13 protein-coding genes are annotated in these 13,306 nt (G+C 67.5%); 4 read left to right on the top strand and 9 right to left on the bottom strand.

Annotated elements, in window-relative coordinates; all coding sequences use genetic code 11:
* Positions 1–22: 22 nt before the first annotated feature.
* From ACPXB3_RS15635 to ACPXB3_RS15650, 4 genes are all read right to left on the bottom strand, one after another.
* Positions 23–727 (bottom strand): response regulator transcription factor, encoded by a 705-nt coding sequence (locus tag ACPXB3_RS15635; protein ID WP_425705934.1) that lies wholly within the window; start codon positions 725–727, stop codon positions 23–25.
* An 83-nt stretch (positions 728–810) separates the two neighbouring features.
* Positions 811–1,524, bottom strand: coding sequence for a DUF899 family protein (locus ACPXB3_RS15640; protein ID WP_425705933.1), 714 nt, complete (start codon positions 1,522–1,524; stop codon positions 811–813).
* Positions 1,525–1,590: 66 nt separating this feature from the next.
* Positions 1,591–2,808: a winged helix DNA-binding domain-containing protein gene (locus tag ACPXB3_RS15645; protein WP_425705932.1), complete on the bottom strand. Its 1,218-nt coding sequence runs from the start codon at positions 2,806–2,808 to the stop codon at positions 1,591–1,593.
* Positions 2,809–2,812: 4 nt separating this feature from the next.
* The gene (locus ACPXB3_RS15650; protein WP_425705931.1) at positions 2,813–4,009 is read right to left on the bottom strand and encodes a benzoate/H(+) symporter BenE family transporter; all 1,197 of its coding nucleotides are present in this window, start codon (positions 4,007–4,009) and stop codon (positions 2,813–2,815) included.
* A gap of 63 nt (positions 4,010–4,072) precedes the next feature.
* Here ACPXB3_RS15650 and ACPXB3_RS15655 point away from each other — a divergent pair, with 63 nt between their 5' ends.
* On the top strand, positions 4,073–4,675 hold the full coding sequence (locus ACPXB3_RS15655; RefSeq protein WP_425705930.1) for a helix-turn-helix domain-containing protein: 603 nt from the start codon (positions 4,073–4,075) through the stop codon (positions 4,673–4,675).
* A 30-nt stretch (positions 4,676–4,705) separates the two neighbouring features.
* Here ACPXB3_RS15655 and ACPXB3_RS15660 read toward each other — a convergent pair whose 3' ends face one another.
* The 4 genes from ACPXB3_RS15660 to ACPXB3_RS15675 form a co-directional block, all read right to left on the bottom strand.
* Positions 4,706–5,467 carry a heparin-binding hemagglutinin gene (locus tag ACPXB3_RS15660; RefSeq protein WP_425705929.1) on the bottom strand — a complete coding sequence of 254 codons (762 nt, stop codon included), beginning with the start codon at positions 5,465–5,467 and terminating at the stop codon, positions 4,706–4,708.
* 172 nt (positions 5,468–5,639) lie between these two features.
* Entirely contained in the window at positions 5,640–6,524 is an 885-nt protein-coding gene (locus ACPXB3_RS15665; protein WP_425705928.1) for a 3-hydroxybutyryl-CoA dehydrogenase, read from the bottom strand.
* A gap of 124 nt (positions 6,525–6,648) precedes the next feature.
* Positions 6,649–7,935 (bottom strand): isocitrate lyase, encoded by a 1,287-nt coding sequence (aceA, locus tag ACPXB3_RS15670; protein WP_425705927.1) that lies wholly within the window; start codon positions 7,933–7,935, stop codon positions 6,649–6,651.
* A gap of 453 nt (positions 7,936–8,388) precedes the next feature.
* Entirely contained in the window at positions 8,389–9,204 is an 816-nt protein-coding gene (locus ACPXB3_RS15675) for a hypothetical protein (RefSeq protein ID WP_425728324.1), read from the bottom strand.
* A 101-nt stretch (positions 9,205–9,305) separates the two neighbouring features.
* On the opposite strand from ACPXB3_RS15675, the gene ramB reads away from it, so the two are divergent.
* Both ramB and ACPXB3_RS15685 read left to right on the top strand, forming a co-directional pair.
* Positions 9,306–10,742, top strand: a complete 1,437-nt coding sequence (ramB, locus tag ACPXB3_RS15680; protein ID WP_425705925.1) for an acetate metabolism transcriptional regulator RamB — start codon at positions 9,306–9,308, stop codon at positions 10,740–10,742.
* A gap of 57 nt (positions 10,743–10,799) precedes the next feature.
* Positions 10,800–12,194 (top strand): lipase family protein, encoded by a 1,395-nt coding sequence (locus ACPXB3_RS15685; RefSeq protein ID WP_425728326.1) that lies wholly within the window; start codon positions 10,800–10,802, stop codon positions 12,192–12,194.
* Positions 12,195–12,273: 79 nt separating this feature from the next.
* On the opposite strand, the gene ACPXB3_RS15690 is transcribed toward ACPXB3_RS15685, so the two are convergent.
* Positions 12,274–12,741, bottom strand: a complete 468-nt coding sequence (locus ACPXB3_RS15690) for a MaoC family dehydratase (protein ID WP_425728328.1) — start codon at positions 12,739–12,741, stop codon at positions 12,274–12,276.
* Positions 12,742–12,766: 25 nt separating this feature from the next.
* On the opposite strand from ACPXB3_RS15690, the gene ACPXB3_RS15695 reads away from it, so the two are divergent.
* Positions 12,767–13,303: a carboxymuconolactone decarboxylase family protein gene (locus tag ACPXB3_RS15695; RefSeq protein ID WP_425705922.1), complete on the top strand. Its 537-nt coding sequence runs from the start codon at positions 12,767–12,769 to the stop codon at positions 13,301–13,303.
* The last annotated feature ends 3 nt before the right edge of the window (positions 13,304–13,306 follow it).

Below are 13,306 nucleotides of genomic sequence, written 5' to 3' on the forward strand. Positions count from 1 at the left end.
CTCGCGCCGGCGTCGACTGGGCTCACCGCGGCTCCCGCATGACGTATCCGACGCCACGCAGCGTGTGGATCAGCGGGGCGACCCCATAGTCGAGCTTGCGCCGCAGGTAGGAGACGTAGGACTCGACGACGTTGACCTCACCACCGAAGTCGTAATTCCAGACGTGATCGAGGATGCGCGGTTTGGACAGCACCGTGCCCGCGTTGACCATGAAGTAGCGCAGCAATGTGAACTCGGTGGGCGAGAGCGAGATCGACTTGCCTGCCTTGCTCACCTCGTGCGACTCGTCGTCGAGTTCGAGGTCGGCGAAGGTGATACGCGTGTTCTCCTTGACCCGCTCACCGAACCCACCGCGCCGCAACAGAACCTGCAGTCGGGCGACCACCTCTTCGAGGCTGAACGGTTTGGTGACGTAGTCGTCGCCGCCCACGGTCAGACCGTTCACCTTGTCGGCAACCGAGTCCTTGGCCGACAGGAACAGTGCCGGCGCGCCGATACCGTCGGCCCGAAGTCGCCGCAGCAGACCGAAACCGTCCATCCCCGGCATCATCACGTCGAGGACGAGCACGTCGGGTTTGAGGTTGCGGCACCGGTCGATGGCCTCGGGTCCGCCGGCGGCCGTCGCGACGTCGTAGCCCTGGAATTTCAACGACACCGACAGCAATTCCCGGATGTTCGCCTCGTCGTCGACGACGAGAACCTTCGCACCATGACCCGCTCCACTCATGGTCTCCACCTCACAGACCCAGTCTGTCACGAACCTGGAATCTGCCTGGGAGGTTCCTGATAGCTCTGACCTGCAGAGATCCGTCAGACCTCGTCCGGTTCGCCGTAGCGGCGGGCGATGTCGGGTGACCCGGCCCACCCCGAATAGGTGGGATGCTGCGGCCACCCGGCCGGCGAGTCCTGCCATTGTTCCTGTCGTCCCCACGGCAGGAGGTCGACGAGACCCATGGTGTGCCCGAGTTGTTCGGTACCCCGACCGGTGGTGTGCCAGGTCCGGAACACGCGGTCACCGTCGCGCAGGAAGACGTTGACGGCGAATCCGGCGCCGGGCGCCGCGTCCATCTCGGTCCCGAAGGTGCTCTGCGACGCCGAATACCACTCCATCGGGTTGCCCACGCGCCGTTTGTAGGCGAGCGCCTCGTCGATGGGGCCGTTGGTGACGATGACGAACCGTGCGTCGTAGTCGTCGAGGAATTCCAGCCGGGTGAACTGTGAGGTGAAGCCGGTGCAACCGGGGCACTGGAATTGCGCGCCGTCGGTCCACATGTGGTGATAGGTGATCAGCTGGGACCGGCCGGCGAAGACGTCGGCGAGTCGGATCGGCCCGTCGGCGCCGATCAGGGTGGTCTCGTCGACCTCCACCATCGGCAGCCGTCGGCGGTCCGCGGCGATCGCATCGAGCTCGCGGGTCGCGGCCTTCTCACGTCGACGCAGGTCGGCGAGGGCGGTGCGCCAGGTCGCCTCGTCGACCACGGGCGGCAAGGCCGATGCGGTATCTGTCCGTGTCTGCTGGGTCATCGGGTCTCCTCGGGGGCTGTGGGATCGGAAGCCGGTACGAGGACAGACCGGGGGACGGCCGGGAAATCATCGGCGCGGCGTGAGTTCGCGAAGATACGGCGGCGGATAGCCGGGGCGGAAGGCGACGTCGCCGAGCCACGCGGTGAGCTCGTCGGCGCGCTCGGCGACTGCGCGCCGCGCCGCGCTCGACAGATCCTCGAACAGATGCACGTCGATACTGCGGCCGTCGCTTCCCTCGCCGCCGCGATACCAGCCGCCGACGATGCGCCCGTCCCACCAGACGGTTTGCCCGCCGTTGCCGTTGCGGTCGAAGATCTTGCCGGCATGTGGGCCGAGGTAGAAGTCGCGGGCCTTGTGGCCCATCGTGGTCGGGTCGAGTTCGGGTAGCAGGATCGCCGCAGGCGCCACCGGCTCGTCGTCGGGTCCGCCGGGTAGGTCGTCGGCGAGGACGTAACCCGTCGATCCGTCGTCGAGCTCGACCTCGGCGACGCCGAGCGTTGTGAGCGCCTGGCGCACATCGCGTTTGGTCGAGCCCAACCACCACACGAGATCGGCCTCGGTGCCCGGCCCGAACCGGGCGAGCCATCGGCGGATGAGAGCGGCATGCGCGGCGGCGACGTCGGGCACATCGAGTGGGTGCCGCAGCCATCGATCCATCGCCGACCACGACGGCCTCGACACGTGCCAGCCGCCGTTGTTCGGGCCACGCACCACCTCGCCGGCCGCGCTCATCATGTTGAGGACACGAGGTATCAACGGACTCGGTCCGCCATACGATTTGCCCGGGCTGATGATGACCTGCCGGTCCACCTCGGGCAGCCGGGCCCGCAGCTCGGCGGAGGTCAGTGTCGTCCCGTCGGCGAATTCGGCGCGGATCGCCGCCCGCGCGGTGTCGATCCACCCCTCCGGGTCCACGGCGTCCTCGCTGCGGCGCAGATCGCGGAGCATGTTCGTGCGTTCGGAGCCCGCAACACGCGATCCGATCGCGCCCACGGCCTCTCCGAGTACGGCACCGGAAAAGACGAAAAGCGTTCGGCGCATGGCCAACTGCTTGATCAGGGTGCGGTCGTCGTACAGCGCCGAATCCACGTCGGCGGCGCGGAGATCCTCGGTGCGCGCCCACGCCGACAGGTAGACCGTCGACGGTGTGGTCGCGTGCAGTCCCACCATTGCGTCGGCCACCTCGAGGACCGATGCGCCGCGATGGCCCGGTGCCAGACAATGCCTGCGCAGCAACCGATTACGTCGCTGCACATCAGTGATCCGCGGCCGATACGCACTCATGAACCTACCTCCGAACAATCGACCCCGAGCGTAGGACGCCGTGCGAGACGAGCCCGACGACGATGGCCCAGAAGGCGCCACTGATCCCCCAGAATGTCACACCCGCGGCCGCGGTGACGAAGGTCAGGGCAGAGGCGATGCGGAACTCGTCGTGGGTGAAGGCGCCGAGCAGCGCATTGCCCAGCGTCGCGAGCAATGCGAGACCGGCCACCGACTCGAGCAGCCCGGCCGGTGCAATCGCGGTGATGGTGACGAGTGCACCCGAGGCCACGGCCAGCACCAGATAGCTGATGCCGGCGGAGACGCCGGCGACCCAGCGCCGGGAGCGGTCGGCGCCGGCCTCGTCCCCGGCGGCCAGCGCGGCCGACAGAGCCGCCAGGTTGATCGCATGTCCGCCGAATGCGGCGCCGACGACGGTGCCCGCGCCGGTCACGAACATCGCCGGCCGCCACGGCGTCTCGTACCCGAAGGACTTCAGCACGGCGACGCCGGGGACGTTCTGTGAGGCCATTGTCACCACGTAGAGCGGAACGGCCAGACCGATGACGGCCGCGATGTCGAACGTCGGGGTGGTCCAGGTGATCTGCGGCCACCACTGCGTCGAGGTATGCGCATCGATGCCGTGCACGCCGACGTAGATCCCGATGACGACCAGCGCGGTCACCAGCGTCAGCGGCAAAGCCCACCGGGTCAGCCAGCGTGTCGTCAGCAGCCACACCGCCAGGATCGGCAATGTCAGCAACGGCTGCGCGGCAAGGGATTTCATCGGAGCAAGGCAGAGAGTCAGCAACACACCGGCAAGCATCGCCTGGGCGATGGGCGTCGGTATCCGGCCGATCAGGTCGCCGAGGGCGGGGACGAGTCCGGTGGCGAGAATCAGGATGCCCACCACGAGGAAGGCCCCGACGGCCGACGGCCACCCGGCGTGGTAGTTCGCCCCGGCGGCGACCAGCATCGCCGCACCGGGAGTCGACCACGCCAGCGTGACCGGGATACGTGTCGCCACACACAGGATGAGGATCCCGATCGCAAAGGTCACGGTGAGCGCGAGCAGTCCGGATGCGGCCTGCTCGGCATCGGCGCCGACCGCCCGCAGCCCGGCGACCACCACCACGAACGACGAGGTGAAGCCGACCAGTGCGGTGATGATCCCCGCGATGATCGGCTCATAGAGCGACGATGGGGCCCTCGAGGTGGTCACCCGGCCACCATAACGCTAGTGTTCTGTTTACGGAACACCGAATCCGGGATGAAGGGTCTGGCGATGAACGATACGGATCGACGGCGGGCGGCGGTCGGCGCCCGCATCTCCGAGATCCGGGCCCGGCGCGGAATCAGCCTGTCCGGCCTTGCGCGCGCCGCGGGCGTCGGTAAGGGCTCACTGTCGGAACTCGAGTCGGGTCAACGCAATCCGACGCTCGACACCCTCTACGCCATCGCCGGGCCACTCGGCGTGCCACTGACCGCCCTGCTCGGCGAGGAGGCCGGCACCGAGGGCTCGGGCCCGTATCTCGCGGCGCGGCTGCTGCACGTCGAACACCATCCCGACGGCGGCACGACCGAGGTGTTCTGGTTGCACGTGTCCCCCGGCGGCACGCGGGTCTCCCCGGCGCACGGCGCCGGCGTCGTCGAACACATCCGCGTGGTGCGCGGTCGCGTGTTCGCCGGACCCGTCGGCGGCGAGAAGTCTGCCGGACCGGGCGAATCCCTGCACTGGACCTCCGACACCGAACACACCTACCGCAGCGACGACGGTGCGCTGGCGGTGCTCACCATCGATTCACCGGCCGATGATCCGGCGCCGAAAACGCCACAGCGCGAACGCCAACCGCGTGAACAACAACGGCCCCCACCGCCGAAGCGGTAGGGGCCGTTGGGGTTTCGCAGAGAGACCGGCTCAGTTGGTGGTCTTGCCCGGGGACTTGCGAACCGGGGCGCGCTTGGCCGGCGCCTTCTTCGCGGCGGCGATCTTCTTGGCGGGCGACGACGACGCGGTACGGGCGCGGCCCTCCACGGTGCCGGCGGCGCCGTCGATCTTCGACGCGGCGGTCCCGGTCCGCGACTTCAGGGTCTCGCCGGCCTCGGTCACGGCTTCGCTTGCGTCGTCGAGCTTTTCGTTGACCTCGAGCGCAGCCTCGTCGACCCGGTCACCGATCGCATCGGCGGCGTCGTCGATGGCATCCCCGGCCTCGCCCACCCGGGCGCCGACCAGTCCGGCGATCTTGGCGGCCTGCTCGCCGACCGAACGTGTCTGCGACGACACGACACCGAGGGCGTCCTCGGTCAGATCGACGGCGTCGTTGTAGGTCTTCTCGGCGCGGGTCAGGCCTTCCTGGACCAGCGGCTGCCTGCGGAGGCGCTCGACGGTCTCCTCGCCACGCTCGGCGAGCGAGTTGTACAGGGTGGTGGCGAGCTCGACGTACGGCTCGGCGACCTTGCGCAGCTCTTCCGGGGTCAGCTTCGAGCGGAGCTCATCGATGCTGGGAACCTCTTCGGGAAGGCTGTTGAGCCGGGACTTGGTCTCCCCGAAGCGGGTGGATGCGGTCTCGGTGCGCTCACGCAGCTGCGCGAGCGTCTCGGTGACCTGGGTAACGGCCAGATCGCCGGCGCCGACGACGGCGTAGAAGGGGTTTGCCAGGGTTCGTTCGACGGTGCTCATAGCGGCCTCCTAGTGGGTGTGGAGAAGATTCAGCAGCGCTGATGATCTCGAACATGGCCGAAATCGGATGTCTTGCGCGCTTCCACCTACCAGTATCCACGCTTCGCTAGCAATTGCAAGCGCTCTGCTAGCGCAGTCTTCGGATCACCGGTCACACAGCGTGCCCGAGCACTCAGGCGTCGGCACCGGCCTCGGAATACGAGTAGAACCCGCGGCCGCTCTTCTTACCGGTGCGGCCGGCCTCGACCATCCGCAGCAGCAGCGGCGGCGGCGCGTACAGCGGCTCCTTGAACTCGAGATACATCGAATCCGCGATCGCCTTGATGGTGTCGAGGCCGACGAGGTCGGCCAGGCGCATGGGACCCATGGGGTGCGCGCAGCCGAGAACCATTCCCTTGTCGATGTCTTCGACAGTGGCAAAACCCCGCTCCACCATGCGAATTGCCGACAGCAGATACGGCACCAGCAAGGCATTGATGACGAAGCCGGAGCGGTCCGCCGAATGGATCACCTGCTTTCCCAGCACATCGTGGGCGAACGCCTGCGCGCGGGCGCAGACCGCCGGCGCGGTCTCCAGAGTCGTCACCAACTCGACCAGCGGCAGTACCGGAACCGGATTGAAGAAGTGCATACCGACCACCCGGCCGGTGTTCTGGGTCGCCATACCCAGCTTCATGATCGGAATCGACGAGGTGTTGGAGGCGAGCACCGCGTCGGCATCGGTGACGACCTTGTCGAGTTCGGCGAAGATCTGCGTCTTGACCAATTCGTCCTCGACGATGGCCTCGCACACGATCTGCCGATCGGCGAGGTCGCCGAGATCGGAGGTGAAATGCAGTCGCGCGGAAGCCTGTTCGCGTTCCCGCTCGGTCAGCTTGCCGCTGGACACGCCGCGGTCGAGCGAGCGCAGGATGCGGGCACGCCCGGCGCCGGTCAGCTCCCGCGTCGCCTCGTACACCAGCACGTCGGTGTCGACCCGGGCACATACCTCCGCGATCCCGGCACCCATCTGACCGGCACCGACCACACCTACGCGGGACACCTTCTCGGTTGCCACGAACCACTCCTTCACCAAAAAAATGAACCCCGGCACCAAAAGCGAAACCCGGGGCGAGCGGGAGTGATCCCACTCGCCCCGGGTTCTCGTCACATCGGGCTGTCGACTCTCGCCGGCCTGGTTCTCAGTGGAACTGGCCTTCCTCGGTCGAACCCTTCAGGGCTGCGGTCGAGGTGTTCGGGTCGACGGTGGTGGCGATGCGGTCGAAGTAACCGGCACCGACCTCACGCTGGTGCTTGGTGGCGGTGTAACCGCGCTCCTCGGCGGCGAACTCGCGCTCCTGCAGCTCGACGTAGGCGCTCATCTGGTTGCGGGCGTAGCCGTAGGCCAGATCGAACATCGAGTAGTTGAGGGCGTGGAAGCCGGCCAGGGTGATGAACTGGAACTTGAAGCCCATCGCGCCGAGCTCGTTCTGGAACTTCGCGATGGTCGCGTCGTCCAGGTGCTGCTTCCAGTTGAACGACGGCGAGCAGTTGTAGGCCAGCAGCTGGTCGGGGAACTCGCTCTTGACGGCCTCGGCGAACTTGCGGGCCAGCTCGAGATCGGGCTTGCCGGTCTCCATCCAGATCAGGTCGGAGTACGGGGCGTAGGCCTTGGCACGGGCGATGCAGGGCTCGATGCCCTTCTGCACGTGGTAGAAGCCCTCGGCGGTGCGCTCACCGGTGACGAACGGCTTGTCGCGGTCGTCGACATCGGCGGTGATCAGGGTGGCGGCCTCGGCGTCGGTGCGGGCCACGACGACGGTCGGGGTGTTCGCCACGTCGGCCGCGAGGCGCGCCGAGGACAGGGTGCGGATGTGCTGCTGGGTGGGGATGAGCACCTTGCCACCGAGGTGGCCGCACTTCTTCTCCGAGGCGAGCTGGTCCTCCCAGTGGGTACCCGCGGCGCCGGCCTTGATCATGGCCTTCTGCAGCTCGTACACGTTGAGGGCGCCACCGAATCCGGCCTCGCCGTCGGCGACGATCGGCACGACCCAGTTGTCGACCGACTTGTCGTCCTCGACGCGGGCGATCTCGTCGGCGCGAAGGAGTGCGTTGTTGATGCGCTGCACGACGGCCGGGACCGAGTTGGCCGGGTAGAGCGACTGGTCGGGGTAGGTGTGACCCGACAGGTTCGCGTCACCGGCGACCTGCCAGCCCGACAGGTAGATGGCCTTGAGGCCGGCACGGACCTGCTGCACGGCCTGGTTGCCGGTGAGGGCGCCGAGCGCGTTGATGTAGTTGTCGCCGTTCACACCCTCCCAGAGGATCTCCGCGCCACGGCGGGCCAGGGTGTGCTCCTCGATGACACTGCCCTGCAGTTCGGCGACCTGCTCGGCGGTGTACTCGCGCTTGATGCCCTTCCATCGCGGGTTGGTGTCCCAGTCCTGCTGGATCTCCGCGGCGGTGCGGGGCTTTCCGACGTTGCTCATTAGCCACTTCGCTTTCGTTGTGCTGCTCGGCCCGATGTGACCGATCGTGGTTTCGGACCGGCCGTGGAATCTGGCGGTCGAACCCTTGCTGGCAGACAGCCGTCGGACCGGGAGAGACGCTTTGCCAACTCTCCGGGACTGCCCGGTGGTGTCTGTCTTCAAGAGTGCCACATGACAAACCTGCAGGTCCAGTGAGGTTTGGGGTGTGAAGAGTGGCCACGATTCGCCAGCGCCCGGCAAACTTTGCAAATCCGCGCGTGTGAAGTCCTGGCGTCGACCGGCAAAAAAGTACGCGCGTACTGGGATTTTTGCGTCGAGTACTCCGCCGCGCCACTCCCCGGCCCGCCTGGCGGGGGTCGACCAACGGCCCGACAAGTCGGCAGCCACGTGTGACCACCTTCACAACAAGGCGCCGGTAAATCCGGCAGCCGCCCGGCACCGACGGCGGACGGGCTAGCTCTTGCGGCCCTGCACGGCGGTGGTGAGCGCGCTGCCGAACAGCGATACGAAGTCCTGTTCGGGCATTGCCGGACGGGCCATCGGGGCCGGCGCGGGGGGCGCCACCGCCTCGGTCGGGTCGCCGGAGACCGTCAGCCCGACGGTCACCGGTGTGGCGCGCGCAGAGTCCGCAGAGGCGTGGGAGCCGGCCACAACGGCGTAGCCGACGTAGTCGATCCTCGTCCGCACCGAATGATCGGCGAGGGTGGTGGTGGTCGCCGATTTGATCAGGAGCATCTGCTCGACCTGATCGGCAGCGTGGCCGAGATCGGGCTGGGCCATCTCGGTGTGCTGGGTGACGACCCGCGTTCCGGCGAGGTTGCCGTTGCTGATGGTCGTCTCCGTGCGCGCGCAGTCACCGGTCATGGTCGCGATGTCGGCGCCGATGTCACGCGACTGCGTGGTCACCAACTCGACGAGCCCGCCGAACGAGGCCTGCGCCCCGAGTACCGCCGAGTTCGCCTCGTTCAGGGTGGGATCGAGTCGTGCATCGGCGGTGGGCCGGCACTGCGGCGGGGAGACCTCAGTGGCGTCGGAGGCCTTGAGCTGCGACGCGTTGGCCTCGACGAGCTGCGCGACCGACAATTCGGTGGCGGTGAATCCGACCGGCAGCGCCGACGGGTCGAGCAGCAGATCGGCAGGTGCGAGCGCGGACTGCGCGACACCCGTCGGGCCGCCGCCACACGCCATCATCACCGCCGCGCACAAGGCCAGCACCACCGCCGGCCCCGCCGCTCTCCCCCTGCGCCCATGAGCGCGAAGCACACGCACGCGGGTCACCGTACCCTGAAGTGCGCTCTGCCCACGATCGCCGGTGATCTCCGGTCCGCGTCGGGGCGGCGCGGCCATCGGGAACGGCGGAGGTGTGTGCGGTGACCAAAAGTTATGCCGGAGCTCGGACATATGTCGGCTCACGGCTGCGTCAGCTGCGTTCGGAACGTGGTCTGTCTCAGGTGACACTGGCGCACACCCTGGAGATCTCGCCGTCCTACCTCAACCAGATCGAACATGATGCGCGGCCGCTGACCGCCACGGTGCTCGCCCGGATCACCGAGACCTTCGGAGTCGACGCCGGGTTCTTCGATTCCCAGGACGATGTGCGCCTCGTGGCGGAATTGCGGGAGGTGCTGCTCGACGACGACGTGGCGGCCGCGTCCACCTCGCTCGATCCCCAGGAGATCAGTGCGATGGTCGCCGTGCATCCCGAGATCGCCACCGCGATGGTCAATCTGTACCGGCGATACCGCAACTCCACCGATCAGCTCGCGGCGGCCACCGACGAACGTGGTGACCGGTCGATGCGCGGCGCGATCACCGCACCGCATGAAGAGGTGCGTGACTACTTCTATCAGCGCCGCAACTACATTCACGAACTCGACGTCGCCGCCGAAGAGATGACCACGCGTATGCGCATGCACACCGGAGACGTGCGCCGCGAGATCATCGACCGGCTGGAGAAACGCCACGGCGTCACCGTCGTCCGCCGCGTCGATCTCGGCGACTACGTCCTGCACCGCTTCGATACCGAGACCGGGCGCCTGGAGGTGTCGGCGGCGCTGTCCTCAGGGCAGCGGGCCTTCAAACTCGCCACCGAACTGGCGCTGCTCGAATTCGGCGATCTCATCGGCGAACTCGTCGAAGCCGGCACGTTCACCAGCGACGAGGCGCGCTCGCTGGCGCGGTACGGCCTGGCCAACTACTTCGCTGCGGCCGCCCTACTGCCCTACCGTCAATTCCATGGCGCCGCAGAGGATTTCCGCTACGACATCGAGCGACTGTCGGCGTTCTACGCGGTCTCCTACGAGACGATCTGTCATCGTCTCTCGACGCTGCAGCGACCCAACCTGCGCGGCATCCCATGGTCGTTCGTCCGTGTCGACCGGGCCGGAAACATGTCAAAACGGCAGTCGGCGACCGGGTTTCACTTCTCGTCGTCCGGCGGCACCTGCCCGTTGTGGAATGTGTACGAGACCTTCGGCTCGCCGGGCAAGATCCTGACCCAGATCGCCGAGATGCCCGACGGCCGCGAATACTTCTGGGTGGCGCGCACCGTCGAACGCCGCGCCGCGCGCTTCGGTCAGCCGGGCAAGACGTTTGCGATCGGGCTGGGTTGCGAACTGCGCCATGCGGCCCGCGTCATCTACTCCGATGGCCTCGAGATCGGGCCGCAGGCCCGCATCACCCCGATCGGCGCCGGCTGCCGCGTCTGCGAACGCCAGAATTGCGCGCAGCGCGCGTTCCCGTCGCTCGGCACCCCACTCCGATTCAACGAACACGGCAGCAGCATCTCGCCCTATATGGCACTCTGAGTTCGCCGAGCGGGTCTTTCCGAACCCGCATTCGGACAACGGCGTCGGGAGCCAGCCATGCGAACGGGAGTCAACCGTGCAAGCGGCGTGATCGTGGCGGTCACCGTCATGGCGCAACTCGCCGCCGGGATACTCGTGTGGTCCTCGGCGGGCGCCGAGCCGCCCGAGATGACGGCCGTCCCACCGCAGGTCCCGCAGGCGATCGATGGCGCGGTCCCGCCGCCGCCATTCCCGCATCTGACCCGGATTCCGCCGCGTGCGGTGGCCCCCGGACTTCCGCACCGGCTTCAGGAATTGCGTGCCGCCGCACTGCCCGATCCCACCGGTGACCCCTTCTTCGACCACTGGCCGGCCGATCTCGATCACCGCGCACCGGGAACGATCATCGCCACCCGCGACGTCACCGACCCCGCGGCGCTCCTGGTCACCGCACCCATCCGCTCGGCCCGACAGGTCAAGTTCGCCACCCGCGACGCCGTGGGACGGCCGGCGTTCGGCACGGCGACCATCCTTGTGCCGCGCCAGGACTGGCACGGCCGTGGTGCCCGCCCGATCCTGGTCAACAACCTCCCCATCGACGCGCTCGGTGCTGCATGCACGCCGGGAATGACACTGGCACACGGACTTTCCATCGCCACGGGGTTCACCGACTTCTTTCCGCCGAGCACCCAGCTCGCACTGGCTCGTGGCTACTCGGTGATCGTGCCCGATCATCAGGGTCCGCGCATGGCGTATGCCGAGCCGACCACGGCGGGACACATCATCCTCGATTCGGTGCGGGCCGCCGACGCGCTCGACCACCGGGCATTCGGGTCGAGCCGAATTGCGATGACCGGCTATTCCGGCGGCTCGATCGCCACCAACGGGGCCGCCAAACTGCTCGGCGAGTATGCGCCGGAACTGTCACCGCGATTCGTCGGCGCCGCCATGGGCGGCGTTCCCGCCGATTTCCAGATGCTCGTCGGCAGCATGAACGCCAACCTCGCCACCGGACTCTTCCACGCCGCGACCTTCGGTATCGCCCGGGAACGCCCGGAGGTCCTCGCCCTGGCCAACCATGCGGCACAGTGGATTGCGACGTCGCCGCTGAAGAACGTGTGCGTCGTCCCCGAGGCCGTCGCAGGTGCGACGTTCATGCCGATGCAGTTGATGTCCTCGGTCCCCGATCCGTTCCATTCGCCGGTGGCACAAGAGATCTACCGCGTCACCAAGATGGCCGATCGGCGTGCCGACGTGCCGCTCTACATCTACAACGGCACCCAGGAATGGTGGATCCCCGCGGCCGGCGCGCGCAACCTGTACCGCGAGCAATGCCGGTTGGGCGCGAACGCGACCTACCGGGAGGTGTTCGGTGAACACCTCAGCGCCGCGGTGCTCGGCTATCCCGACGCGCTCAGCTGGCTCGACCAACGGCTACAGGGGATCCCGGCCCACAACGACTGCCCGCGGTGACCGTACGCGCTCCCGCTCAACCATTTGCTTCCCGCTCGACGAGATCGTCGAGCGGGAAGCAAATGAGTGAGCGGGAAGGTCAGTAGACGAGTACGCGCACGTTCTCCGCCACACATGCCGGCTTGTCGACGCCCTCGATCTCGACGGTGTTGCGGACCACCATCGTCACGCCTTTCGGGCCTTCCTCGACGGAGGTGATCACCGCATTGGATCGGATCCGGGAGCCGACGGGCACCGGGTGCGGGAAGCGGACCTTGTTCAGGCCGTAGTTGATCACGAGTTTCGGCCCTTCGACGGTGAAGATCGAGCCCGCCAGCCCGGGCAGCAGCGACAGGGTCAGGAAGCCGTGTGCGATCGGGGCGCCGAACGGGCCGGCGGCCGCGCGTTCGGGGTCGACGTGAATCCACTGATGGTCGCGCGTGGCGTCGGCGAACTGGTTGACGCGTTCCTGGGTGATCTCCAGCCATTCCCCCGACCCGAGGTCCTCGCCGATCGCGGCCTTGATTTCCTCCAGAGAACCGAACGAGCGTGGTGTGATGGTCGCCATAGTTCCCGTAGTCTACCGTGAGGGCATGAGCAGCCCTCGGATCGCTCCCGGTGGACTCCGCGACCTCGGCCCCGTCAATTGGGCTTTCGCCCGGATCGCCGGGCGCGTCATGGGAGTCGCCGACCCCCACATCTTCTCCACCCTGGGCCGCAGCCGCGGACAGTTTCGGGCCTGGCTGCACTTCGGGGCGCGGCTGATGCCCTTCGGGGCACTGTCGCGCAAGGACTCCGAGATGGTGATCATCCGGGTCGCCCATCTGCGCGGATCGCAGTACGAGCTCGATCACCACCGACGTATCGGCAAGCGCGCCGGTCTCACCGACGACGACCTGTCCCGGATCATCGAGGGCCCCGACGCCGGGTGGGGCGATCGGGAACGGGCCATCCTGCGGGCCGCCGACGAATTGGTGACCACGTCCGACATCAGCGATATCGCCTGGACCGCATTGCGCCGTCATCTCGACGAGCGGCGCACCATCGGCTTTCTGCTCCTCGTCGGCCAATACGACATGCTCGCCACCACCCTGCACACGTTGCGGGTTCAGCCCGACGTGCGCGCCTGACCG

Origin of the sequence: Gordonia sp. DT219, assembly GCF_049847065.1 — a bacterium.
Taxonomy (GTDB): domain Bacteria; phylum Actinomycetota; class Actinomycetes; order Mycobacteriales; family Mycobacteriaceae; genus Gordonia.

Coding starts and splice junctions, on each gene's coding strand:
- ACPXB3_RS15645 (WP_425705932.1), bottom strand. CDS start 2,808: ATGAGTGCGTATCGGCCGCGGATCACTGATGTGCAGCGACGTAATCGG.
- aceA (WP_425705927.1), bottom strand. CDS start 7,935: ATGAGCAACGTCGGAAAGCCCCGCACCGCCGCGGAGATCCAGCAGGAC.
- ACPXB3_RS15685 (WP_425728326.1), top strand. CDS start 10,800: ATGCGAACGGGAGTCAACCGTGCAAGCGGCGTGATCGTGGCGGTCACC.
- ACPXB3_RS15655 (WP_425705930.1), top strand. CDS start 4,073: ATGAACGATACGGATCGACGGCGGGCGGCGGTCGGCGCCCGCATCTCC.
- ACPXB3_RS15640 (WP_425705933.1), bottom strand. CDS start 1,524: ATGACCCAGCAGACACGGACAGATACCGCATCGGCCTTGCCGCCCGTG.
- ACPXB3_RS15660 (WP_425705929.1), bottom strand. CDS start 5,467: ATGAGCACCGTCGAACGAACCCTGGCAAACCCCTTCTACGCCGTCGTC.
- ACPXB3_RS15635 (WP_425705934.1), bottom strand. CDS start 727: ATGAGTGGAGCGGGTCATGGTGCGAAGGTTCTCGTCGTCGACGACGAG.
- ACPXB3_RS15695 (WP_425705922.1), top strand. CDS start 12,767: ATGAGCAGCCCTCGGATCGCTCCCGGTGGACTCCGCGACCTCGGCCCC.
- ACPXB3_RS15690 (WP_425728328.1), bottom strand. CDS start 12,741: ATGGCGACCATCACACCACGCTCGTTCGGTTCTCTGGAGGAAATCAAG.